Genomic DNA, 25,155 nt, shown 5'->3' with positions numbered 1-25,155 from the left:
GGGTTACAGAAAATGAATAAGCAAGCAAAACGCAAAGTTTCCACAACCTGCCCTTACTGCGGCGTGGGCTGCGGTGTTCAGGCCAGCATCCAGGGTAATGACTTGATCGCTACTACAGGTGATCAACGCCATTCTGCCAACCTGGGGCGTCTTTGCATCAAGGGCAGCAAGCTTCCAGAAACAGGCGGCCATGCAGGACGCCTGCTCTATCCACAGGTTGCCGGTCAACGGGTGAGCTGGGATCAAGCAGTTAAGAGCGCAGCCGAGGGGTTACAAGGAATTATTGACCGTCATGGCCCGGAAAGCGTGGCTTTTTACCTGTCAGGTCAATTGCTGACCGAAGACTATTATGTCGCCAATAAGTTGATGAAAGGCTTTATTGGTAGCAGCCACGTCGATACCAACTCCAGACTCTGTATGGCTTCCACCGTTGCTGGTCACAAGCGGGCTTTCGGGGCAGATGCCGTGCCTGGCTGTTATGAAGACCTGGAACTGGCAGATCTACTGGTGTTAGTCGGATCCAATGCAGCCTGGAATCATCCGGTACTCTATCAACGCATTCAAGCCGCGAAACAGGAGCGGCCTGAATTAAAAGTGGTTGTTATTGATCCACGGCGTACAGCCACCTGTGACCTGGCGGATCTCCATCTCGCTTTAAAGCCAGGCACCGATTCTTTGTTGTTCAATGCCCTTCTGGTGCACTTGGCTGAAAACCAATACCTGGATCATGAGTTTATTTGCAATTCCACTGACCATTTCACGGACAGCCTTTTGACGGCTCTGGCCGAAGCCGCTGATCTCAAGACAGTTGCCAGCCAACTGGATGTTCCCGAACACCAACTAATGACCTTTTTTAACTGGTTTGCAGAAACACCCAAAACCGTCACCCTTTTTTCCCAGGGTGTCAACCAATCCAGCAGCGGTACTGACAAGGTCAATGCCCTAATTAACTGCCATCTGGCCACTGGACGAGTTGGAAAACCTGGCAGCACGCCTTTTTCCCTAACCGGACAGCCCAATGCCATGGGCGGTCGTGAAGTAGGCGGCCTGGCCAATCAATTGGCCGCTCATATGGGGTTTTCCAGTGAAGAAGTTACTCTGGTCGAAGAGTTCTGGCAGGCACCCAGAATGGCCCGTCAGGAAGGTTATAAGGCCCTGGACCTTTTTAAAGCCATTCACCGAGGTGACATTAAAGCCATTTGGATTCAGGGTACCAACCCGCTGGTCAGCCTGCCGGATAGCCAATTTGTTCGCGAAGCACTGGAAAAATGTGAGCTGGTTATTGTGTCTGAGGCCATGGCAGAAACGGATACAATGGAGTTTGCCGATATAGCTCTGCCAGCTACCACCTGGTCAGAAAAAAATGGCACAGTCACCAATTCAGAAAGACGGATTTCCCGCCAACGTGGCTTTTTACCAGCTCCAGGTGAAGCCCGCCATGACTGGCAAATCCTCTGCCAGGTTGCAAAAGCCCTGGGCCATGGAGAAGCTTTCAACTATCAGTCACCTGCGGCTATTTTTCGTGAACACGCCGCGCTTTCCGGGTTCAAGAATCAAGGCCAGCGCTGCTTTGATATCAGCGGTTTGCAGCACTTAACCGACCAGGCTTATGAAAGCCTGCAGCCCGTACAGTGGCCCGTCAACTCATCCAACCCTCTGGGCACTGAGCGCCTTTTTACCCAGGGCAAATTTTTCACTGCCAGCCAACGTGCTCAGTTTCTTAGCATTCAATCCCGACCACCCGAGCAAAAACTGGACCCAGCCTATCCTTTCCGTTTAAACACCGGGCGCATTCGTGATCAGTGGCATAGCATGACACGTACCGGACGTTCAGCGGCCTTGATGCAACATCGCAGTGAACCCTTTATTGAAGTTCACCCTGAAGATGCCGCTCAAGTTGGCCTGCAAGATCAAGGCCTGGCCAGAGTCAGTCACCCCCAGGGCGAGTATCTCGGGCGTGTGCGTTTTAGTGAAGGCCAGAGACCCGGTGAGATTTTTCTTCCCATGCACTGGAATCGTCAGTTTACTGGCAAAGGGCTTTGCAATCAGTTGATCGAACAGATCTGTGATCCCGTATCCGGGCAACCTGAATCCAAGCAGGGCCGAGTTCAGCTGGAAGCCTTGAAAACCAGCTGGCAAGCCCAGCTATTGGTTGCCCAGCCACTGAAAAAACCTTTACCCGCCACTTATCTGGCTGAACAGCCCCTAACCAATAGCCATAGCTATGTGTTTGCGGGTAGCCAGGCCGTTGAAGACTGGAGCGGCTGGTGTGAGGAAACCCTGGGGCAACGCCCACAGATGCACTTACAAACCTCTCAGGAAGGCCCCTTCCGGGCTGCCGGTTTTGATCAGGGACAGCTTGCCTGGGTGCTAGCGGTCAGTCGGGAACGCCCCCAACTGGCCATCAAGGAAATTGATCAGCAGTTTGCCAGCAGCAGTCTTTCACCCGAAGCAAGGCAAGCCCTCTTCACCCCTTCTGAACACCAGGCTGAAGACCAGCTCATTTGCAGTTGCTTTCAAGTTTCTGCCAACCAAATCAAACAAGCCATCTCTGAAGGCCAGGATACGCCCGAACTTCTCGGTCAAAGCCTGTCTTGTGGCACCAATTGCGGCTCTTGTTTGCCGGAAATCAAATCACTTATTGAACAGGAGGTGCCCCATGGCATCACTGAACTTGTTTAAACCCCTGAATCTCGACTTTTTTCACTGGAGCAGCCTGCTGGAAAAAGCCTCGGCTCCAACTGAGCAGCCCGCCAAGAAGAAAAAGCTCGGTGAAGTAGCCCTGGTGGGTGCTGGCCCTGGTGACCCTGATTTGATCACCCGCAAGGGTTGGAAGCTTCTGCTCAGTGCAGAAGTCATCGTTTATGATGCCCTGGTCAGCCAGGAGTTATTGGGTGAGATTCCATCGACTATCCGCAAAATTTATGTTGGTAAACGCAAAGGCCAGCACTCCCGCTCTCAACAAGAAATCAACCAGTTATTGGTTGAACTAGCCCAACAAGGCTTGCAGGTGGTACGCCTGAAAGGCGGTGATCCCCTGATTTTCGGACGCTTAACCGAAGAAGTAGACACCCTGAAACAGGCCGGTATTCAGTGGCAACTGGTTCCCGGAATTACCGCTGCGGCTGGCTGTGCTGCCCAGGCAGGTTTTTCTTTAACAGAAAGGCGCATTGCTCCCAGTTTACGGCTGGTCACGGCTCACTCCTGTGATGAACGCCCGATTAACTGGGCCGAATTGGCTCGTCGGGATGAGACCCTAGTGTTTTATATGGGGCTATCCAAGGTCGATGAAATCAGTCAGCAACTGATGCGTTATGGCCTACCCGAAGACTGGCCGGTTCTGTTTGTGGAAAAAGGCACCCTTAAAGACCAACGCCAATTTCTAACCAATCTAAAAGCCATGCCTGACTGTGCCCGACAAGTAGGCCTAAAGGCCCCGACCCTGATTTACGTCGGCCAGGTTGTCAGGCAGTTGCAAAGCACCGGGCAATTATTAAGTGAAGAGGTTGTACAGCAGCCCTGAAATTCAGGGCTGCTGTTTGATTCTTAGAAAAAGACCAGACCCAGGCTGATGATAATACCGGTGATAAAGAGTTGAACCAGACAAAAGCCCATAATGTCTTTTGCCTTAAGACCAGCAATAGCCAGCATGGGCAAAGCCCAGAAAGGCTGTAACAGGTTGGTCCAGGCGTCACCCCAGGCAACAGCCATGGCCACTCGGGCAACATCAGCACCCAGTGCCTCTGCGGCAGGCAACATAACGGGTGCCTGAACAGCCCATTGGCCGCCACCTGAAGGCACAAAGATATTGAGTAAGCCGGCACTGATAAAGCTCCAGAAAGGCAAGCTGGTTTCACTGGCAATGGCTACGAAACCTGAAGAGATGGTTTGCGCCAGACCTGATTCAATCATGATGGCCATGATCCCGGCATAAAAAGGAAACTGAATCACTATGCCCGCGCCACCTTTAATGGCTTCCTGAAGGCAGTTCAACAAACGTCTTGGCGTTTGGTGAAGAATAATGGCCAAGAACAGAAAGGTGAAATTCACCACATTCAGGTTCAGAGTACCGCTATTCACAAAATAGTGAACCATATAAGCCAAGCCAGCAAAACCAACTAACCAAGCCAAGGTACGGCTGTTTTCCAAGTGCTCTGCAGGTCGGGTAATTTCAGTGTCCATTTCCGGCTCATCAATCAGTTTGGACTCATCAACATAAACCCGATCCTTTTCTTCCGGCATCATCAGACGATTAACCAGCGGCACAGCAATAAACAGTGCCACAACGATAGCCAGGTTGAAGAAAGCAAAAATTGTATCGCCTGTACCTATGATCCCTATGCGATCTTCAGTGAAGTGGCCAGGTGTCGCTATGGTCAAGGGTACTGAGCCTGCCAGACCACCGTGCCAAACGATAAAACCTGAGTAGGCACTGGCAACCAACAACCGGTAATCCACCTTAATGACCTTCGCCAACTGGCGTGCAAAAAGAGCACCGATAACCAGGCCAAACCCCCAGTTAATCCAGCTAGCCATCAAAGACACCAGGGTGACCAGAATAATGGCCTGCCCAGGTGATTTCGCCAGGCGTGCAATTCGGACCAAAACCCCTTTGATCAAAGGCGTACTGGCCAACATGAAACCCGTCAGCAAAACCAGCAGCATCTGCATGGAAAAGGTCAAAAGACCCCAAAAACCGTTACCCCACATCTGAACAACGTCCATTGGGGTTTTACTTTCAACAAGTACCGCTGCAACAAAAGCAACCAAAGTCAGCAGGAGTACAAAGATGTAAGGATCAGGAAGATAACGCTCAACAACGCGTACGAAGGGTTGTGCAACACGACTTAACATGGCTATTATCCTTATTTATATTGTTGTTATTCAAGAGCATGGAACATTAGTGTCTTGCAACTGCGACTAAAGCATAAGAACAAATTAACTGCAAGATATAAGATAAGGAAAGCCACTACCCGGATCGCAAACCTGATTGAATCGCCTGCTCAACCAACCAACGCCTGAACAGTTGAATACCTGTTTCCTGGCGCCGGGCCTGCTTCCAAGCGAAGTAGAAGTGATCCCCGGTTGCCACGGCATGACAAGGCAGACGAACAAAGTCATCAGCATCCTTGCGGTTGCTGAGCATATAGTCATTGGTCAGGGCGACCCCCTGATGGAAACGGGCCGCTTCCAAGGCCAACAACATATGACTGAAGTGTTGAAGGTGAGCCTGGGCAGGCAGCTCCTTCCCTAAAGCCGCAAACCAGGCTTGCCAATCACCCGCTGCACGCTGGTAGATACTGTGGGTGGATAGCAGCGGGTAGCGCAGCAGGTCGTCTGCTGTCAGCCGGGCATCAGAGGAAGTCAGCTGCAGCTCGCGTTGCATCCGGTGCCAGTAATCCTGACTGACTACCGGAAAGAGCTGTTCTTCATACAAAAGCTCGTAATCAAAAGCCGGTGAGGTTTTTTGGATGGTGATAAAGCAGTCCCCGACCCGGTCCGAGAGCACTGGGTTTTCACCGGTCATTTCCAAAGACAGTTCTACCTGGGGGCAAGAAGACTGCAAGTCCGGCAGACGTGGCACCAACCAGCGCACAGCAAAAGAACTGTAAACACTCAAACGAAGGCGCGCCTTTTCCTGACCTAAGAGTCGACTACTGGCTTTTTCCAACTGCATCAAGGATGAAGTGACCGCTTCCTGATACTGCCGACCTTCCTCCGTCAAACGCAGGTGACGACCACTGCGTAAAAACAAGGGCTCCCCCAGGTAGGTTTCCAACTGTTTGATCTGATGACTGACTGCACTCTGGGTAATCGACAACTCTTCAGCAGCCAGCGAAAAGCTGTTCAAGCGAGCGACAGCTTCAAAAACCGGTAGAGATTTCAAGGGTGGCAATTTCATTATCTAATTTTCTAATGGATGGCAACAAAAGATCATTTTATCAGATAAAGAAACCCGCTTAAGCTAGTCAACACCCTTTCACAGAGAAAGCCTTTAATTGATCAAAAAATCAAAATAATCATCTGGATATCAACTATTTCAAGGAGTTTTTTATGTCAGGAAAAACCGTCAACAGTGCCATCTTCTTACTCATTTTAGGTAATGCGCTGGCGATTCTTTCTGATGTCGTGATCAAGCTGCTGGAGCCGGGCACCCCTATTTTCCAGTTTGCCTTTTTGCGTTGCCTCTTCACCCTGCTGGTGCTTTTACCTCTATTTAAAAAGATTAACTCTTCAGAGCTTTTTACCGGCTGGAAGCTGCACACACTAAGAGCTCATATTCATCTGGGCGGTATTCTCTGCATGGTACTGGCCTTGATGCATCTGCCCCTGGCCACCGCCAATGCTATTTTTTATGCAGCGCCCTTGCTGGTGATGCTTTTGTCAGTAGTATTTTTCAAGGAAAGATTGTCAGCCCTGAGTTTTTTGGCTGTAGTTAGTGGCTTCTTGGGTATTCTGGTCATTTTACGACCCGTGGAAGTGAACTGGGCCGCACTGGCTGCACTAGGCTCAGCCTTTGCCCTGGCGATTAGTGCCGTGTTGGTTCGCAAACTGCCCAAAACACAAAGCACGGTTCACAAGCTTTTCCTGGGGTATTTGCTGATCCTGCCCACCGCAGCGGTCTTGGCCTGGTGGGAAGGGGCTGGTTGGAACCCTCAGTTGCTGGTCTATGCCCTGGCTTCATCAGTTTTTATTCTGGGTTACAACATCACCGTGCTTTTGGCCTATCAACAGGTCGATGCCAACCAGGTGACCAGTGCTGAATACACTGGCCTGATCTGGGCGGTGGCCCTGGGCTGGATGTTCTTTGCAGAAGTGCCCGATCTCTGGTTTGTCATCGGCAGCAGCATGATTGTCATCCCGCTGCTACTGATCGCCTGGCGACAGCGCACCAGGCACTCCTTTAAGCTGGCTGATAAACCGCTTTCTTGAAAGGTTCGATGCCCACACGCTCATAGGCCTGGACAAAGCTTTCACCTTCTTCACGCAGTTCCAGGTAGGTTTCCAGCAGTGTCCGCAGGGTCGCGGGCACCTGGTCAGCAGGCACAGCCCGGCCTAGCACCTTACCCAACTTGGCATTTTCTGTGGCACTACCACCCAGGGTAATCTGATACCAGTCCTCACCCTTCTTATCGACGCCCAGAATCCCGATATGGCCGATATGGTGGTGAGCACAGGCATTAATACAGCCCGACATGTTCAACTGGATATCGCCCAGATCATGCAGGTAATCCAGGTCTTCGAAGGCCTGATTGATTTCATCGGCAATATTCAGAGTACGGGCATTGGCCAGGTTACAGAAATCAAAGCCCGGGCAGACAATCATGTCGGTCAGGGTATTGATGTTGGCGCGCGCCAGCTGAGCATCCTGAAGACGCTGCCAGAGTGCATAGAGATCCTTTTGCTGCACATCGGTCAACACCAGGTTCTGATCCTGGGTAGCACGAATTTCACCAAAACTAAAGGCATCGGCCAGATCAGCCACCACATCCATCTGCTGCTCAGTAATATCTCCGGGTGCGCCCAGCAGGGGTTTCAGAGATAAATGCACCACCCGATAACCCGCTACCTTGTGCTCCTGGGTATTTTGTTGATACCAAACCCGAAAATCTTCGCTGGTATCCAGCGCCTGTTGCAGACTACGATCCTCGGCTGCTTCAGCGGCATACTCAAAAGGCTGGAAGTGAGCCTTGATTTCATCTATCCGCTCCTGGGTCAGGCGCAGCTCACCTCCTTTAAGATGCTGCCATTCCTTTTCAACCAAGCGACGAAACTCATCAATACCCAAAGCAGCAACCAGTATTTTGATGCGTGCCTTGTATTTGTTATCACGACGGCCTTTCAGGTTGTAGATCCGTAGGATGGCTTCCAGATAACTAAACAGCTCTTCCGGTTCCAGGTAGTCACGAATCACCTTGCCAATAAAAGGGGTACGACCCAGGCCACCACCCACCAGGACTTTAAAACCGGTTTCGCCTGCGGCATTACGAACCAGCTCTAGGCCGATATCATGGACTCGGGCTGAAGCACGATCTTTAGGGCCACCACTGACGGCAATCTTGAACTTGCGCGGTAGATAAGCAAACTCAGGATGCAGCGTCGACCACTGGCGAATCAACTCACACCAGGGGCGTGGGTCTTCCACCTCATCAGCTGCGACCCCCGCCAGAGGGTCAGTGGTGGTGTTACGGATACAGTTGCCTGAAGTCTGAATGGCATGCATCTGCACTTTGGCTAATTCAGCCAGAATATCCGGCACCTCTTCCAGCTTTGGCCAATTAAACTGAATATTGGTGCGGGTGGTGAAATGACCATAACCCTTGTCCCAGGTACGAGCGATATGAGCAAAGGCGCGCATCTGAGTGGCAGAAAAAGTACCGTAAGGAATCGCCACCCGCAGCATCGGTGCCTGACGTTGAACATAAAGCCCATTCATCAGCCGCAGGGCCAGAAACTCCTCCTCCGGCAAATCACCGGCTAGATAACGGCGTGTCTGGTCACGGTACTGAGCAACCCGCTCATCCACCAGCTGTTGATCGACTTGGTTATACGTGTACATAGGGCTAGGCCACCTTCATCTTGAATATTGAGTGCTGAGGCCAGCTGTGGGTGAGAGTCTTGAATGATCAGGCTGTCAACAACAGGAAGTTGTTGCCAGAGCTTACACGGACGTATTTACGCGTCCTGATCAACAAGACCGAGCCAAAGCAGCTTCTCAGCTAATAATGCTGGCAAGGGTAACTCCTATCTCTTATAGCATAAAATACTTAATGATCATTTTGATATAACCAGAAGAAAAGCCCCGATATCCCAAAAGAGCATTACAAAATTCCTAGATATTCTTTTTGGTTTGGATTAACCCAAGGCATACTGGCTGGCATTCAGAATCAACAGGAGTTTATCGCATGCCCCAGCCAGCACCTGAGCGGCTTACCCATCTCAAGCAACTGGAAGCGGAAAGTATTCACATCATCCGTGAAGTTGCCGCCAGTTTTGATAATCCGGTGATGCTCTATTCGGTCGGCAAGGATTCCACAGTGATGTTGCATCTGGCCCGCAAGGCTTTTGCACCAGGCACACCGCCCTTCCCGCTTTTGCACGTGGATACCACCTGGAAATTCCGGGAGATGATTGAGTTTCGCAACCGCATGGCCAAGGAAGCGGGTATGGAGCTGCTGGTGCATATTAACCAGGAAGGTGTGGATATGAACATCAACCCCATGGTTCACGGTTCCGCACTGCACACGGATATCATGAAAACCCAGAGCCTCAAGCAGGCCTTGAACAAATACGGCTTTGATGCCGCCTTTGGTGGTGCCCGGCGGGATGAAGAAAAGTCCCGTGCCAAGGAGCGTATTTTCTCTTTCCGCGATAAAAACCACCGCTGGGATCCCAAAAACCAACGCCCGGAGCTGTGGAATACCTACAACACCCAGGTCACAAAGGGTGAAAGTATTCGTGTCTTCCCCTTGTCCAACTGGACGGAACTGGATATCTGGCAATACATCTGGCTGGAAATCCTGCCCATCGTACCTCTTTACTACGCTGCAGAGCGCCCGGTTGTCGAAAGAGATGGCACCTGGATTATGGTTGATGACGACCGCCTACCGCTGGAGCCCGGCGAAACCCCACAAATGAAAAAGGTGCGCTTCCGCACCCTGGGCTGTTACCCCTTAACAGGCGCTATTGAATCCGAAGCAGCCACCCTGCCCGATATTATTCAGGAAATGCTGCTAACCACCACCTCCGAACGTCAGGGCCGCATGATTGACAAGGATGCCCGCGGCTCCATGGAGCAGAAGAAGATGGAGGGCTATTTCTAATGAGCCTAATGATTGCCCCTGTGGGAGCTTGCTCCGCAAGCGATGAATTCAGACTCATGATGACTAGCCCGAGGAATTAAGATGTCACACCAGTCAGAACTGATAGCCGAAGATATCCATGCTTACCTTAAACAGCATGAAGACAAGCAACTGCTGCGCCTTTTAACCTGCGGCAGTGTCGATGATGGTAAGTCCACCCTGATCGGTCGTCTGCTGCATGACAGCAAGATGATCTATGAGGATCAACTGGAAGCCCTGGAAAAAGACAGCAAAACCAGCGGCACCACAGGCGAGGATATTGACCTGGCATTGCTGGTGGATGGCCTGCAAGCAGAGCGCGAGCAGGGCATTACCATTGATGTGGCCTACCGCTACTTTTCCACTACTCGACGCAAATTCATTATTGCCGACACCCCCGGCCATGAGCAGTACACCCGCAATATGGTCACCGGTGCCTCCAACTGTGAGCTGGCGATTATCCTGATTGATGCCCGCCAAGGGGTTCAGGTTCAGACCTGCCGCCACACCTATCTGGTTTCCTTACTGGGCATCAAGCATCTGGTGGTCGCCATCAACAAGATGGATCTGGTGGATTATAGTGAAGAAACCTTCAACCAGATTCGTGAAGACTACCTGAAATTCACTGATGGCCTGAATGTACCCGAAGTGCATTTTGTGCCCCTGTCGGCCCTCAAGGGTGACAACGTGGTAACGCCTTCAGAGGCAATGAGCTGGTATTCCGGTCAGCCCCTAATGGAGCTACTGGAAAGTGTCGATACCCGGGAAGACACCAGCCACCAACCGCTGCGTTTTCCGGTTCAATACGTCAACCGCCCTCACCTCAACTTTCGGGGTTACTGCGGCACCCTGGCTTCCGGGGAAGTTAAGCCGGGCGACTCGATTACCGCGCTGCCTTCAGGAAAAACCAGCCGCGTGCAATCCATCGTCACCTACGAAGGGGAACTGGAAAGAGCCTATGCACCCATGGCCGTTACCCTGACCCTTGAAGATGAAATTGATATTTCCCGTGGTGACCTGCTGGTACGCACAGGTGAGGAGCCACGCATACTGGAACGCTTCGAAGCGGAACTGGTTTGGATGGCTGAAGAACCCCTAGTGCCTGGCAAAACCTATCTGCTGAAACTGGGCCCCAACCAGGTCAATGCCCAGGTTACGGCTTTGCACTACAAAACTCAGGTCAACACCCTGGAGCGCCAGCCAACCGCCAGCCTGGAGCTCAATGAAATTGCCCGGGTGGAAATTCAACTGGAAAAACCCCTGGCTGCGGATGCCTATGCCGAACTGCCCAACACCGGCAGCTTTATTCTGGTTGATCGCTTCAACCAGGCCACCGCTGCGGCGGGTATGGTACAAACAGCTGGGCAGGATGCTGCTTCCCGAGTTGCCAACCAGCAACCCGTTACCGCAGAAGAAAGAGCTGCGCGCCTGGGGCAAAAGGCCGTCAAGATTGAACTTAGTGGTGATGATGCACGGCTGCGCAGAGAAGTGCTGCAACAGCTGGAGCGCCTGCTGTTTGACCGCGGACGCCTGCCCCTGCTGCTGACAGACGAGGAACTCAGCCAGGAACTAGCCCGCCAACAGCCTGCACTGGAGCAGCTGTTACTCAGCAAAGGGCTTTTGCTACTCACCGCCAGCGCCTCGGATCAACCCGGCCTTCAGGCGCAAATCAGCGGGCTGGAAACACCCCTGAAGCTGGAAGCTGATAACGCAGCCCAGGCAATCTTCAACCAACTCAGGGATAGCGGAGCGATTTAATCACCAGGCCCCAGGGAAGGGGCCTTTTGTTAACCCTCTTCCTTCACCACATCGATAAAGTAGCCTTCCACACCCTCCACTTCTTCATGCACTAGACCATGCACATCGGTTTCAAAACCGGGGAAGCGCTGGTTGAAATCGCGGACAAATTGCAGGTAACGCAGGATACTGGCGTTGAAGCGTTCACCAGGAATCAGTAGCGGAATGCCTGGTGGATAGGGCGTCACCAGCATGGCGGTGATACGACCTTCCAGCTCATCAATCGGGCAGCGTTCGATCTGACGGTGCGCCATCTTCGCCCAGGCATCGGCAGGCAGCATCGCTGGTTCAATTTTTGACAGGTACATATCGGTAGTCAGCCGTGCCAGGTCGTATTCACGATAGACCTGGTGGATGGCATCGCAGAGATCTCGCAGCCCGGTTTTTTCGTACTGAGGGTGCTTGCCAACAAACTCCGGCATCACCCGCCACAGCGGGCGATTGCGATCATAGTCATCCTTGAACTGCTGCAACTCAGTGACCATGGAATTCCAACGGCCCTTGGTGATACCGATGGTGAACATGATAAAGAAGGAGTAGAGGCCTGTTTTTTCAATGATAATGCCATGCTCGGCCAGGTATTTGCTGACAATGGCCGCCGGTATGCCCTGCTCATCAAACTTGCCCTGCACATCCAGGCCAGGCGTGATAATGGTCGACTTGATGGGATCAAGCATATTAAAGCCGGTTTCGATATCACCAAAACCATGCCAGGTATCTCCGGAATGAATAATCCAGTCATCGCGGTCACCAATACCTTCTTCTTCGGTCAGGTGATCCGGACCCCATACCTTGAACCACCAGTCGTCGGCACCAAACTCTTCATCCACCTTGCGCATGGCACGGCGAAAATCAATGGCTTCATGAATTGACTCTTCCACCAGCGCACGACCACCCGGCTCTTCCATCATGGCTGCAGCCACATCACAGGAGGCAATAATTGCATACTGGGGGCTGGTCGAAGAGTGCATCAAATAGGATTCATTGAAGCGATAGCGATCCAGCTTGCGGGTCTGGCTGTCCTGGACCAGTATCTGCGAGGCCTGCGACAAACCCGCCAGCAGCTTGTGGGTGGACTGGGTAGCAAACACCAGAGTTTCTTCGGAACGTGGGCGATCAGCCCCAATGGCGTGCATGTCCTTGTAGAAATCATGGAAGGCTGCATGGGGCAACCAGGCCTCATCAAAATGCAGGGTATCAATGCGATTGCCCAGCACCTTTTTGATTTCTTCAACGTTATACAGCACCCCGTCATAGGTCGACTGGGTGATGGTCAGAATACGCGGTTTTTTATTCACGGCATTGCGGGCAAAGGGGTTCTCAGCAATCTTGCGTTCCAGCGCCTCGGCGGTGAACTCACTCTTGGGAATGGGGCCGATAATGCCGTAGTGATTGCGCGTTGGCATCAGGAACACCGGGATGGCGCCGGTCATGATGATCGAATGCAGAATGGATTTGTGGCAGTTGCGATCCACCACCACGATATCCCCCGGCGCGACCGTGGAATGCCAGACCACCTTGTTGGAGGTGGAGGTGCCATTGGTGACAAAAAACAGGTGGTCACAACCAAAGATACGCGCGGCGTTATGCTCACTGTCAGCGACCGGGCCGGTATGATCCAACAGCTGACCCAGTTCATCGACGGCATTACAAACATCGGCACGCAGCATATTCTCACCAAAAAACTGGTGGAACATTTGGCCGACCGGGCTTTTTAGAAAGGCGACACCACCCGAATGCCCAGGGCAATGCCAGGAATAGGAGGAGTCACTGGCGTAGTCCATCAGCGCATTGAAAAAAGGCGGAGCCAGAGCTTCCAGATATTTTTTGGCTTCACGGATGATATGCCGGGCGACAAACTCCGGCGTATCCTCAAACATATGAATAAAGCCGTGTAGCTCGCGCAGAATGGAATTGGGAATATGCCGTGAGGTACGGGTTTCACCATAGAGGAAAATAGGAATATCTTCATTGCGCTTGCGCACTTCGCGGATAAAGCTTCCGATTTGTTCCAGGGCTTCATCCACCCCATCTGGCTGCTCAGCAAACTCTTCATCATCAATCGAAACGATAAAACAAGAAGCCCGACTTGCCTGCTGCGCAAAAGCCGTGAGATCACCATAGCTGGTGTAGCCTACAACCTCCATGCCTTCTTTACTGACCGCTTCAGCAAGATCTCGGATACCTGAACCTGAGATATTCTCAGAACGAAAGTCTTCATCAACGACGACGACGGGGAAGCGAAATTTCATGGGCGCAGCACACCTCCTGAAGCAGGATGGACAAACTGCGCAATCTAACTGATCCCCCCTGCCTTGACCAGAAGAAAATACAAAATTTACTGGATCGCCAGTTCACATTCAGGCACACGGTAACCAACCCCCGAAAGGGTTTGAATAACCTGCTTACAGCCCAGCTTTTTGCGCAGTCGATGAATCAATACCGCTATGGTTTCAGGACTGGTATCCAGATTACCCCGCCCCACTGCATCACTAAGCTGCATTTTCGACAAGGGTTTACTATCCGCTTTTAACAAAGCCAGCAGAAGATCAAACTCAGCCCGCGTTAATAGCAACTCTTTACCTTTATTGTTTTTCAACACACGCCGACCTTCCTCTAGAGTCCAATTGCCGAAGGACCAGATTTTCTGAGTCGTTTTGTCAGAACGGCTTTGCAAGCGTAAACAAAGGTTTAGCAGATTGCGCATTCTTAACAGAATTTCCATACAAGAGGCATTTGCATCAACAACATCATTGGCGCCCATCTCCAGAGCAGCCAGACGATGTTTATCCTGTTCCAAGTCTTCCTGAACAATCACCAAAAGCTGGTCACGTTGGCGCAGTTTGCGCAGCACCACCAGGTTACTTTCATCAGTCAATTCACCCAAAAAAATCAGGTCATAACGCTGATAGTCCCAAAGCATAAACATTTCACGAGCATTTGCAGCCAAATCAGCAACCATTCCTTCCTGAGCCAAACAACGGACGAGTTGCTGACGAAAGTCAGGCCGCGAATCAACCAAAAGCACACGTTGATATTTATGAACTGTCATTCCATTAACTCCTGATATATTAACAATAACTAAAACTTAATACATTTTGAAAAAAATGCTGTCAGAAATACTGGACAACTTGTCCCCCTGATGGATGATCTAGACCTAAGAAACAGACAAAAAAATCCACTTGTAGTATTACTACAGAGATGCTAAACTTTAGTCTAATAAATTGGCAGGCTTGCGGAGGCTAGATGGTCACCAGCAAACAACTTCTTGAACTCCTTGAAAGTAAAGAGCAGCTCAAGCAGCAGCTGGCACTCAGTCTGCCTGCAAGGCCTGAAACCTGGCGCAGCATCCTGAAAAATCATCCTCACCTGGCTTTCACTTTGGCTCAGAACAAGAGCCTACCCCAGGATCTGGCTGACGAATTAACTCAGCATGCGGACCCCAAAGTCCGCTTGATGATTGCCAAGAAGGGTGATTTAAGCTTTGCTGGCTTTCAGCAACTGCTTGACGATCCGGAAGCAGCAGTACGCTTAACCCTGGCCAAGCGCCAGGATTTAGAGCCTCAATTTGCGCACCAGTTGCTGACAGATTCGGACCCGGGGGTGCGCTTGGCCGCTGAAATCTATCAAACACCTGCTTTCACTATGGCGACAGCAAGCGGGTGGTAATTTTTTCCTACGTCGATTGACTTGAGTGCGTCCTTATTTGCACTGAGAGAGCAGCTAACCTGCTCTCTTTTTTTTGCCTTTTATTTCACCCCAAGTTATGCACAGTTCCTGTGGATAGATCTGTTAAAAAACCTGTGGCAACAGCCTCTGTTTCCCATAATAGCTAGCCGCATGACAGATTGATTAAAAAGGCATCACCCAGAAAACAGGTGCCTTCAAACTACTGAAATAAATCCAATTAATTTTTTAAGTCATTGATTTTATTCAATTTTAAATAAAACCCTCTCCGCAAGGGGTTGACATGACCATAATTAAAATTCTATTTACCCAAGAGGTTGCGAAGCTTATTGACAGGACTTGAATTTTACGAAAAGTTAATAACTACGCCTGTGGACACTTGACAAGCGAGTGACTTTCCTAAAAGCAACTGGCAAGCTGTATAAGCCATTGTTATTCTGAAAATCATATCTTTCCTTTTGAGCCCAGAATCATGTCCACATCCCTCAGTAAACTAACAACATCAGGACAGGATAATCCTTTGGAAGCAAGGCTCAACCCGCTACAGAAACAATTGTTGGATTTGAGCTTTAATATGAGGAAGTCAAAACCAGCTTACAACTGCTTGATGGTCGCAAAACCTTCCAAGGCTTTACTCCCGCCCCCGGTTTTAGTGGACTTCAAGCACATGAGCGTTTGCTGGCCGCCTATTAATAGGTGCAAAGAACCCAGACTGCAAGCAATTGATTTGTATAGAAGCACCGCTAAGACTACACTCGCTTTAACAGTTTCAAGGAGATTTGCATGCAACTCAAAGATACCAGCCTTTTCCGCCAGCAAGCCTGGATTAACGGTGAGTGGACGCAAGCCGACTCAGGTGCCACCACAAAAATCTATAACCCATCCAATAACGAGCTTATTGGAGAAGTTCCCAACCTCGGTCAGGCAGAAACCCGCCGGGCCATCCAAGCGGCTGAAGCTGCCATGCCTGCCTGGCAAGCCCTGACCGCCAAGGAAAGAGGTAACTGCCTGCGCAAGTGGTTTGATTTAATGATGGAAAACCAGGAAGACCTGGGCCGCATCATGACTCTGGAACAGGGCAAGCCCTTTCCTGAAGCCAAGGGTGAAATCGCTTATGCTGCTTCCTTTGTTGAATGGTTTGCCGAAGAAGCCAAGCGAGTCAATGGTGAAACCCTCCCCGGTCATCAGCCCGACAAGCGTATTCTGGTCATTAAACAAGCCATCGGCGTTGCTGCGGCCATTACTCCATGGAATTTTCCTGCCGCCATGATTACACGTAAAGTTGCACCAGCTTTGGCTGCTGGCTGCGCTATGGTGGTTAAACCCGCGCCCCAGACACCCTTTTCGGCACTGGCCCTGGCTGAACTGGCTCAGCGTGCGGGCATTCCGGCCGGCATTCTCAATATACTTCCAGCCGATGTCGAGCAGTCCCGTGAAGTGGGTGCCGAACTCTGTGCCAACCCAACCGTGCGCAAGCTTTCCTTTACCGGCTCCACTGCGGTTGGCAGCAAACTGATGGAGCAGTGCGCGCCCAGCATTAAGAAGCTTTCATTGGAACTGGGCGGCAATGCTCCCTTTATTGTTTTTGACGATGCCGACCTGGATGCCGCTGTCGAAGGGGCCATGCTGTCCAAATACCGTAATGCGGGTCAAACCTGCGTTTGTGCTAACCGCATTTATGTGCAGGAAGGTGTCTATGAAGCCTTTACTGAAAAACTCAGTGCTGCGGTCAAAAAGCTGAAGGTGGGTGATGGCTTTGAGGAAGGGGTCAGCCTGGGCCCCTTAATCAATCAGCAGGCTGTCGACAAGGTTAACCGTCACCTTGAAGATGCACTCAGTAAGGGTGCCAAAATTCATACCGGTGGTGAAGCTCACCCCAAAGGCGGCACTTTTATGAGTCCGACGATTATCACCGGTACAACCCAAGACATGCTGCTGGCCAGCGAAGAAACCTTTGGTCCCTTGGCCCCGCTGTTCAAATTCAAGGATGAAGCTGAAGTGATCCAGCAAGCCAATGATACCGAGTTTGGGCTAGCCGCCTACTTCTATGCCAAGGACTTAAGCCGGGTCTGGAAAACCGCCGAAGCCTTGGAGTACGGAATGGTTGGCATCAACACAGGTATTATCTCGACTGAAATCGCACCCTTTGGCGGCGTCAAAGCCTCTGGCTTGGGTCGTGAAGGTTCCCACCACGGTATTGAAGAATACCTGGAAATGAAATACCTGTGCATGAGCGTTTAAGATGACTTCTTCAACACAAGAGTTGGCTGATCACTACGCTGACCAGCACCTTGCACTCCGCTTGCGTGAGGCGTTAGTTGCCGAAGGGCTTAATCCGGATAAGCTGACTCTGGAAGAGCTGGCCCCGATTGACCAACTCCATGTTGGTGGACGCCTTGCCAGTCGTCAACTGGCTGATGAAGCAGGTTTCCAGCCAGGTGACCGGGTTTTGGATCTTGGCTGCGGAACAGGTGGTAGTAGTCGGCTCTTGGAAGCTGAATATGGAGTTCAAGTGGTCGGGGTGGATATCACCCCACCCTTTATTGAAGTGGCCCGCTGGTTGAGCCAAGCAACAGGACTGGATGCGCGCAGTGAGTTCATCTGTTGCAATGCCCAGCAGCTTCCTTTGCAAGACCAGCAGTTTAATGCTGTGTGGTGCCAACACACCCTGATGAACCTGCCAGAACTGGAACTGGGCCTCAAAGAAGTCCACCGGGTACTCAAGCCAGGAGGCCGCCTGCTTCTGCATGAAGTCCTACAGGGTACCAATCTGGAACCGCTGGACTTTCCAGTGCCCTGGGCTGAGCAAGCCACCCAGAGTTATTTAAAAACACCTGAGCAACTTGCAGCCTTATTGGAAAAAACCGGCTTTCAGCCTCTTTTCCAAATCGAAGTGACTGAAGAAGCCCTTGCCTGGCGAAAAAAACACACGGAACGTGAAGCCAGAGGACAAACGCAAATCCTCACCCCCCAACTGATTTTTGGCCCCCGTTTTCTGCAGATGGGCAAGAACCTGATGAATAATCTGGCGACGGGAAAAGTCCGCTTGTTTCAAGCTGGTTGGCAAAAAACTTAAAGGCGACCACCACCACGCGCTTCCAGTCGCTGACCCGGTGCCAGTTCGCCTTCCTGAATTGCACCCTGAGCACGCCAACCCAGCATTCGCAAGAGAGGCGCTAGCTCAGCCTCTTGGTGAACCTGGGCCTGGGCGGTAAACGACCAGCGTTCAACACTCGCCTGACCTTCCAGCTCCAACTGATGCTCATTTTGAATAACAGAGCTAAGCTGCCAGCCCAGTTGCTGTTCGCTAGGACAGGAGGGCTGAAGACTCACGCGTCCCAGATCAAAGCTCATAGGGCTCTGCAAGCGGACCACTCCCTGCCAGCCACCCTGGAGATGAATGCATTCCAAGCGATTCTGATTGACTGCCAGGTGCGCAATCACCTTGCCTTCCAAACGCCCCAGGAAGGCCAGGGGCAGCCCTTGAGCAACTTCTAGGCTGCCGGCTTCCAGCTGTAGCTTGTAAGTTCCCCAAGGACTGGCAGAGGCCTTAAGCCGCCAGGGTAGAGGCTCTTCACCCAGTTCTACCTGCAGGGCAGGATTCAAAAACAACAAGCGCCACCAGCTCAACTGCCACTCCACGCGAGCCAGTTCACCAGCGGCCAGTTGCAGGTTGTTAGCCTGCCCTTTGCCTAGGTGACCTTCAAAGGCATCAGCATTAATTTGTAAAAGCAATTGACGGGATTCAACGGGTAAGTGCTCAGCCAGCCAGCCCTGTTGAGCCTGGTACACCAACCAGGAAACCGGGGCCTGATACACCAGGCTGATTAGGAACATCCAGCTAAATGCCAAGACCACCAGGAGCCCTGGCAGGCTTTTCTTAATCCATTTCATAAGGGGCGTAACTCCAATTGCAGCTGCAAGGGGCGCCCCTGCAAATCGATTGCATCCCAGTGCCAACCCTGTTGCCCTGCAGCTTGTAAAAAGCGTTCTACTTGGCGGGGTTCGCGGGCCTGGGCACGGATTAACCAGCGACCAGCATCTTCGGTTACCTCAACCTGACGTAAACCCTGACTTTGCGCCAAAGCCTGCCATTGACGTTCACTCATGCTTTCAATCGGTTGCAGTTGCCCACCCAGCCCTTGTAAAAAGGCGACCAGGTTTTCTTCTTGTTGAACGCCTGTAGAGCTGGCTTCACGCCTTTCTTGTATTGGCTGCCACACTAATAAATAGCCAACCAGCAACAGAATGATCGGGCCGCCCAACTGGATCAAACGCCTCTCTCTGGCCTCCAGTCCGGACCAGTAGTCTTTGATCAGCCGGGTCATAAAGCCTTCTCCCAGTGTGCTTGGTTATCAGTAAAGGTCCACTGCCCTGCCAGCGCACGCAGGCGGGCCTGATCTGCCTCTTCAACATCCACTAAGCGGGCACTAACCCCTTCCGCATTAAGCTGCAAAGCCTCCAGCTTCAAGTGCGGGTAATCAGCCAACAAGGCCTCCAGCGCCTGCCAAGCTTGCAGGCGTTCATTTTGCCATTGACGGTGGCTCTGCATTCTTTGCAAACGCCCTTCAACCTGCTGCCTGAGATTGCGTGCTGGTATTGCCTCACCCATAAGCTCCTGGCTCAAGCGCTCCAACTGCTCATTTTGTTGTCGTTGTTGGCCAGAAAATCCGGGGATGAGCAACTGACCCATCATCAAAATTAGAATCAGTGCCCAGGGCAAAACCCAAGTCAGCTGGCCACGCAGCTGTTTGAGTTGACGCAGGGGCTGTAAAAGATTCTGCAAGGGCGAAGTGGGCCAGAGGTTGATTTTAGGGGGCAGGTGATCAGCCAAAAAAGGAACCAAGGCGCGCTGGGGAAGCTCTTCACTGGGCAGAGTTTCACTTCCCAGACCTGCCTGTTGATACACCCCCGCAGGTAACACCAAAAGCTCGTCGGAATCCTTGCGGTAGTGCCACACCAGCCCCTTCTCGGCAATCACCAGGCTCTCTTCTTCAGCAGCCTGGGCAAAAGCCAGATTTTCTGGAAGCCAACGCTTAACCTTTAACCCCAGCTCATCGACCCTTTCTTGCCAGGCGGCTACTCGGCTGTTTTCCAGGGTCGCGGTTTGCAGTTGCCGGCCTTTTTTCTGTAAAACCAGCACCTGTACTTCTTCTAAAGGCTGGGAAATCAAATCTTCCAATAAAAGTTCTGCTTCCTTGGCTTTGACGCCCGGTGGTAATTCCAGCCAATCCAGACGCAAACCCCGTGCATCCAGCAGGATTTCAGCAGGATACTGCTGGCTTAGGTGTGCAGCCTGGTCTTCATCCAGCTCACGAGCTGCTGAAGCCGCAGGCAGCCACCAGAATTGATCGTCTTCCGGCTGTAGTGCCAGGCGGACAAGCAGCTGACCCTGGCGTTTGGTTGCTTTCATTGTCAGAGTTTTCAAGCCTTGCATCCTTTATTCCTCTAGCCTGTCTTGAAGGCTAATCCGCCCATCAACGGGTCCCCAGCGCCTTGCATAAATACGTGTCTGGGCGTCTGGGCTCAGGTAGAGATCACTTTCAAAAACCAAGTGTTTATCGCTTAAATTCATTTCAATACTGATTCGGTAGTAGTCACTGACAAACATCAAACGCTGCCCCACACGTTGACGCCAGGCAGAATCCTCTGGAAGCCAGGTTTCACCAACATCCTCCCAAAACTCATCCAGACTGGAGTAACCAATTTCCGGACGCTGTGACCACCAGTCTTCCAGTGCGGTCAGAGGTACCTGACCTTCCATTAATGCCCAGAGTAAAGGCAAACGCTCTTCTGGCAGAGTATTCACATTCAACCTTAAGCGGGTATCAGGCAGTAAGCAGATGGATGCGGGTAGCTGACGAAAACGCTCTCGATTACCCGGTTGCAGCCAGTTTACTTCACTCAGGTCGGCCATCGGTTGGTTAGCCGCAACCCGCGGTGGATCTTTGAGCAGATACTGTCCTGTCTCGGCGCCAAAATCCAGGGCCTCATTGTCGCCATCCGTCCAGTCCCTTGCCCTGTCTAAAAATTCTTCCATCGTCAAATCAGGTAACCAGTTTTCTTCCTGTTCCAACTGATTGATATACAACCGCCAGGGTAAAAGTGCAGGCAGGTCCAGACTGCCTTCCTGTGAATTCAAACCCGCTAAATGATTGAGATTAAAGCAGCTGCGCATATCTTCAACCGTCAGGCTCAACATGCCTTCATCCACCGGGTAGGCAACTGCCTGACCTCTCAGGGTATTCCACCAGCGCGGCTGCTCACGGATACGGCTATCAGTAAGTACCTGACGAGCCAGGGTTTCCGCTCCCAGCATATAGGCCCAACCCTGTTGCTGTAAAAAGCGGCTTTCTATGCGTTCCAGATCCTGACGGCTGGCCCCTTGCATTTGGGTTAGCGCATAGGTCACCACCACCAGGATCATCAAAACCGCCAGCAAGGCAATGCCTTTTTGTTTCACCCTAGGGTGCGGTGATCTAGTCATTGCCACCCCCGGAACTGCCAGCTGGTGTCACACGTATCGCTTCCGGCAAGAGCACCAGGCGCTGATAGTCTTCGCCTTTCCAGGTCAATTCCAGACGCACACCCGCCGGTAACTGACCACCCGGCAGGGTTGTTTGCCAGCTTTGCTGATGATAAAAAGCCCAATTCATGCCGGTCACCTGGCTGAGCCGATCAACCAGCGTCCAATCATGTGCTTCGGCTGCATCCAGCAGGCCTGTGGCTTCCAAAAACAAACTCTGATCATCCGGCTCCCAGCGTACCCGCCACAAACGCAAACGGGTTGAATAATCCTGGAAGGGCAATACCCATTGGCCGCTACTCACCCAATAGAGTTCACGGGCATTATTCATTAACAACAGAGAACCATCACCCTGAGACTGGCCCAATTCATGGGGCCTACGCAGAACCAATTGACTCAAAGGCCGATCAACACGAGTCAAAAAATCAACCAGCCGCTCCCGCCCTTCTGCTCTGGCTTCACTGAGTTGGCTACGGGCATCCAAAACCTGGGAAACCAGTAGGGTCAAGGCCACCGCCAGGGCCCCCATGATCGCCAGGGCAACCATGACTTCAATCAGGGTAAAGCCTGCTTGCCTTTTCATTGGCCAACAAACCCAGATACTTCAGCCAGTTGATAACGCCTGTCGCTGGATGCAAAAACCTGTATATCGACACGGCGCATGGTCGGTAAAGGCGTTCCTTGAATATCAACCCGCCAGTAGCAGGCCTGATCACCATAAGATTCCTGGCCTTCATCCCGGCCGACTTCCGGCCAGTCTTCACGCAGCATCCACTCAACCAGCAGATTATCCGCACATAACTGCCCCAAAGCCCTTTGTTCTGCAGCCAGACGTATATCAATGCTGCGACTGACCACTTCATTGGCAATGCCTGCCAGCAACGCCAAAATAAACAGGGCCACCAGCACTTCAATCAGCGTCAGGCCTTGCTGTTGATGCTCAGGCTTGTGCAGGCTAGTTATCATCGGCCAGATCCAAAAGTTCAAACTTCTCGACTTGCACTCTTAGCCGACGCTCTGTGCTATTGAGTTGCAAGGTCAGTAGGGCGGGAGTCACTTCACCACTGGGAAAAAATACCAGGCTCGGCTGGTTAAGCTCTTCATCATTAGTATTCAACAGTTTTTCAGGCGACTCCTTGAGCTGCACGCCTGCTTCCCAGCTGCGCTTTGGAAGCCCTCGACTGGTATAAGGCTGCCACTGCCCCCAGGAGTCGCGCAGTGAGAAGCGATAACCCTCCTGCGTTGGGTGCCAACCCACCAGTCGATGCTGGTTCAATGCCAGATCGCGTGCAAAACTGAAGTCTTCCAGCAGTTGACGCGCCTGCCGATCAACCTGGGTTTGATCATCCCGACCCAGAGTGACCACAGCCAAGGAGGTGGTCAAAGCAATAATGAAAATGACCACCAGAACTTCAAGCAGCGTAAAACCCTGCTGAGACTTTTTATAACTGCCAGTTACCAATTTCAGCATTCATGCCCTCACCACCAGGGCGGCCGTCAGCTCCCAGCGAGTAAATATCCACCCGGCCATGCTCACCCGGATGACGGTACTGATAAGCATTGCCCCAAGGATCTGTCGGTAAACGGCGGATATAACCATTTTCACGATAGTTGCGCGGTTCAGGGGCTAAAGAAGGCTTACTGACCAAGGCATCCAACCCTTGTTCACTGGTTGGATAATTGAAGTTATCCAGGCGATACATTTCCAATGCCTGCTCCAGACTGGCAATATCCGCCCTGGCTTTTTGCTTCATGGCCTGGTCTTGATTATCCAGTACATTAGGCGCAACAATAGCCACCAGCAGGCCGATAATCACCAGCACCACCATCACTTCCAGCAGGGTAAAACCCTTTTGTTTTTTTACTCGCTGCATTTTTACTTCCTTCGATTTCTCTTGAAATTCATTTTGTCATGGATGAAGGTGCCGCAAGGTCAGGCTGTCTGCAACAGGAAGTTGCAGTCAGAGCTTACAGGGAAGTATTCACGCGTCCTGACCTGCGGCACCTTCATCCTCTCTCAACTCCTGAGCTACTCGATGCCAAGGTGCGGCAAAGTTGCTAGCGTCACGAAGTTAAAAATTCAATACATCATTCAACTGCATAATCGGTAGCAGAATTGCCAACACGATAGTCAGTACCACACCCCCCATAAAGAGGATCATCATGGGTTCAAACAAGGATAGGCTGACATCCACCTTTTGTTGAAATTCGTTATCCTGTAAGTCGGCCACGCGCATCAGCATCGCATCCAGTTCACCACTGGCTTCACCACTGGCGACCATATAAACCATCATGGGTGGAAACTCGCCGCTGGCTTCCAGAGCACGATGTAAGCTCACCCCCTCTCTGACCTGATCGACAATACCTTCTACTTTATATTGCATCCAGGTGTTGCCCAGGGTTTCCCTGGCGACTTTCAAGCCTTCCAGCAAGGGAATCCCACTGGCTGTTAAAATAGCAACAGTGCGCGCTAAACGAGCTGTATTCAAGGCGCGGCTGAGTTTGCCCAGCATCGGCAGGGTTAGCAGGCGACGGTGCCATACCAAGCGAACTTCAGGCTTTTGCAACAGCATACGTATTAGAAGCAGAAGTAGAGCCAAAGCCAGCCCGGCAACCAAACCCCAGTCACGAATCGCATCACTGACGGCTATGAGCCCCCGGGTAATGGCAGGCAGGGTTTGCCCAGCATGATCAAATTGACTGACAATGCGTGGCACCACAAAACTCATCAAAGCTATGACGATTGCCAAAGAAACCAGGGTCAAAAGCACTGGATAGACGAGGGCCATAGTGGCTTTCTGGCGTTGTTTTTGGCTGGTTTCCAGATAATCGGCCAGGCGCATCAGTACCTGATCCAAGCGTCCGGCTTTTTCACCCGCCGCCACCAAGGCCACATAAAGATCTTGAAAGGTGCCCGGCCAGTTTTTCAAACTATCCGCCAGACTATGGCCTTCACGTACACGGGTTCTCAAACCCAGTAGCAGACTGCGCTGCTTGTCCGTTTCTGCCTGCTTGCTCAGGGTTTCCAGTGCGTTTTCAAGGGGCAGACCTGCAGCAACCAGGGTAGCCAACTGGCGGGTAAAGAGTGTTTTTTGATCATGAGACAAATAGCCCGCACGAGCTTTCGGTTTTTTGAGGCCTTGGCGCTCCCCGGACTTGCGACCCGATGAGCGTTCGACCTTGCGGGGAAAAAGCCCTTGATCACGCAGTAACTGGCGGGCATGGCGTTCTGTTTCTGCTTCCAGCACCCCTTTTTTTGCTTTGCCCTGAGTATCCAGTGCCTGATAGCGAAATGAATCCATG

22 protein-coding genes are annotated in these 25,155 nt (G+C 51.7%); 8 read left to right on the top strand and 14 right to left on the bottom strand.

The genetic code is table 11. From position 1 onward, the window contains the following. The first annotated feature begins 12 nt into the window (after positions 1–12). Positions 13–2,682: a nitrate reductase gene (locus BM185_RS06750; RefSeq protein ID WP_091961121.1), complete on the top strand. Its 2,670-nt coding sequence runs from the start codon at positions 13–15 to the stop codon at positions 2,680–2,682. Then, the gene (gene cobA, locus BM185_RS06745) at positions 2,660–3,523 is read left to right on the top strand and encodes a uroporphyrinogen-III C-methyltransferase (RefSeq protein WP_091961119.1); all 864 of its coding nucleotides are present in this window, start codon (positions 2,660–2,662) and stop codon (positions 3,521–3,523) included. Before BM185_RS06750 ends, cobA begins: the two co-directional genes overlap by 23 nt. Positions 3,524–3,546: 23 nt before the next feature. On the opposite strand, the gene BM185_RS06740 is transcribed toward cobA, so the two are convergent. Continuing rightward, a complete protein-coding gene (locus tag BM185_RS06740; protein ID WP_091961116.1) occupies positions 3,547–4,854 on the bottom strand; it encodes a short-chain fatty acid transporter in 1,308 nt (435 codons plus the stop codon). Between the two features lie 115 nt (positions 4,855–4,969). Beyond that, positions 4,970–5,902 carry a LysR family transcriptional regulator gene (locus BM185_RS06735; RefSeq protein ID WP_091961113.1) on the bottom strand — a complete coding sequence of 311 codons (933 nt, stop codon included), beginning with the start codon at positions 5,900–5,902 and terminating at the stop codon, positions 4,970–4,972. Positions 5,903–6,054: 152 nt separating this feature from the next. Here BM185_RS06735 and BM185_RS06730 point away from each other — a divergent pair, with 152 nt between their 5' ends. Next, positions 6,055–6,933: a DMT family transporter gene (locus BM185_RS06730; protein WP_091961111.1), complete on the top strand. Its 879-nt coding sequence runs from the start codon at positions 6,055–6,057 to the stop codon at positions 6,931–6,933. Here the strand turns inward: BM185_RS06730 and BM185_RS06725 are convergent. After that, positions 6,905–8,560, bottom strand: a complete 1,656-nt coding sequence (locus tag BM185_RS06725) for a nitrite/sulfite reductase (RefSeq protein WP_091961108.1) — start codon at positions 8,558–8,560, stop codon at positions 6,905–6,907. The genes BM185_RS06730 and BM185_RS06725 overlap by 29 nt on opposite strands. 346 nt (positions 8,561–8,906) lie before the next feature. Between BM185_RS06725 and cysD the strand changes: the two genes are divergently transcribed. Both cysD and cysN read left to right on the top strand, forming a co-directional pair. After that, a complete protein-coding gene (gene cysD / locus BM185_RS06720; protein ID WP_091961105.1) occupies positions 8,907–9,824 on the top strand; it encodes a sulfate adenylyltransferase subunit CysD in 918 nt (305 codons plus the stop codon). 81 nt (positions 9,825–9,905) lie between these two features. Next, positions 9,906–11,600 carry a sulfate adenylyltransferase subunit CysN gene (cysN, locus tag BM185_RS06715; RefSeq protein ID WP_091961103.1) on the top strand — a complete coding sequence of 565 codons (1,695 nt, stop codon included), beginning with the start codon at positions 9,906–9,908 and terminating at the stop codon, positions 11,598–11,600. Between the two features lie 29 nt (positions 11,601–11,629). Here the strand turns inward: cysN and BM185_RS06710 are convergent, their stop codons facing one another. Beyond that, on the bottom strand, positions 11,630–13,891 hold the full coding sequence (locus BM185_RS06710; RefSeq protein ID WP_091961100.1) for an arginine/lysine/ornithine decarboxylase: 2,262 nt from the start codon (positions 13,889–13,891) through the stop codon (positions 11,630–11,632). 86 nt (positions 13,892–13,977) lie between these two features. Then, positions 13,978–14,691: a response regulator transcription factor gene (locus BM185_RS06705; protein WP_091961097.1), complete on the bottom strand. Its 714-nt coding sequence runs from the start codon at positions 14,689–14,691 to the stop codon at positions 13,978–13,980. 194 nt (positions 14,692–14,885) lie between these two features. On the opposite strand from BM185_RS06705, the gene BM185_RS06700 reads away from it, so the two are divergent. From BM185_RS06700 to BM185_RS06685, 3 genes are all read left to right on the top strand, one after another. Beyond that, positions 14,886–15,308, top strand: a complete 423-nt coding sequence (locus BM185_RS06700; protein WP_091961094.1) for a hypothetical protein — start codon at positions 14,886–14,888, stop codon at positions 15,306–15,308. A gap of 801 nt (positions 15,309–16,109) precedes the next feature. Beyond that, positions 16,110–17,567, top strand: a complete 1,458-nt coding sequence (gene gabD, locus BM185_RS06690; protein WP_091961090.1) for an NADP-dependent succinate-semialdehyde dehydrogenase — start codon at positions 16,110–16,112, stop codon at positions 17,565–17,567. A 1-nt stretch (position 17,568) separates the two neighbouring features. Next, positions 17,569–18,402, top strand: a complete 834-nt coding sequence (locus BM185_RS06685) for a class I SAM-dependent methyltransferase (RefSeq protein WP_091961087.1) — start codon at positions 17,569–17,571, stop codon at positions 18,400–18,402. Here the strand turns inward: BM185_RS06685 and gspN are convergent. From gspN to gspF, 9 genes are all read right to left on the bottom strand, one after another. Continuing rightward, a complete protein-coding gene (gene gspN, locus BM185_RS06680) occupies positions 18,399–19,220 on the bottom strand; it encodes a type II secretion system protein N (protein ID WP_091961083.1) in 822 nt (273 codons plus the stop codon). The genes BM185_RS06685 and gspN overlap by 4 nt on opposite strands. Continuing rightward, positions 19,217–19,654, bottom strand: a complete 438-nt coding sequence (gene gspM / locus BM185_RS06675; protein WP_091961081.1) for a type II secretion system protein GspM — start codon at positions 19,652–19,654, stop codon at positions 19,217–19,219. Before gspM ends, gspN begins: the two co-directional genes overlap by 4 nt. Continuing rightward, positions 19,651–20,763: a type II secretion system protein GspL gene (locus tag BM185_RS06670; RefSeq protein ID WP_091961078.1), complete on the bottom strand. Its 1,113-nt coding sequence runs from the start codon at positions 20,761–20,763 to the stop codon at positions 19,651–19,653. Before BM185_RS06670 ends, gspM begins: the two co-directional genes overlap by 4 nt. Before the next feature lie 3 nt (positions 20,764–20,766). Then, on the bottom strand, positions 20,767–21,813 hold the full coding sequence (gene gspK, locus BM185_RS06665; protein WP_091961075.1) for a type II secretion system minor pseudopilin GspK: 1,047 nt from the start codon (positions 21,811–21,813) through the stop codon (positions 20,767–20,769). Next, the gene (locus BM185_RS06660; protein ID WP_091961073.1) at positions 21,806–22,435 is read right to left on the bottom strand and encodes a prepilin-type N-terminal cleavage/methylation domain-containing protein; all 630 of its coding nucleotides are present in this window, start codon (positions 22,433–22,435) and stop codon (positions 21,806–21,808) included. The genes gspK and BM185_RS06660 overlap by 8 nt, the downstream gene beginning before the upstream one ends. Then, positions 22,432–22,818, bottom strand: a complete 387-nt coding sequence (gene gspI / locus BM185_RS06655) for a type II secretion system minor pseudopilin GspI (protein ID WP_091961070.1) — start codon at positions 22,816–22,818, stop codon at positions 22,432–22,434. The genes BM185_RS06660 and gspI overlap by 4 nt, the downstream gene beginning before the upstream one ends. Continuing rightward, positions 22,808–23,323, bottom strand: coding sequence for a type II secretion system minor pseudopilin GspH (gspH, locus tag BM185_RS06650; protein WP_091961066.1), 516 nt, complete (start codon positions 23,321–23,323; stop codon positions 22,808–22,810). Before gspH ends, gspI begins: the two co-directional genes overlap by 11 nt. After that, entirely contained in the window at positions 23,295–23,726 is a 432-nt protein-coding gene (gene gspG / locus BM185_RS06645; protein ID WP_091961063.1) for a type II secretion system major pseudopilin GspG, read from the bottom strand. Before gspG ends, gspH begins: the two co-directional genes overlap by 29 nt. Before the next feature lie 198 nt (positions 23,727–23,924). Continuing rightward, positions 23,925–25,154, bottom strand: coding sequence for a type II secretion system inner membrane protein GspF (gene gspF, locus BM185_RS06640; RefSeq protein WP_091961061.1), 1,230 nt, complete (start codon positions 25,152–25,154; stop codon positions 23,925–23,927). Between the last annotated feature and the right edge of the window lies 1 nt (position 25,155).

Origin of the sequence: Marinospirillum celere, assembly GCF_900112235.1 — a bacterium.
GTDB classification, from domain to species: Bacteria; Pseudomonadota; Gammaproteobacteria; order Pseudomonadales; family Halomonadaceae; genus Marinospirillum; species Marinospirillum celere.
The sequence above is the reverse complement of the archived record's forward strand: the minus strand, read 5'-3'. Positions and strand labels throughout refer to the sequence as shown.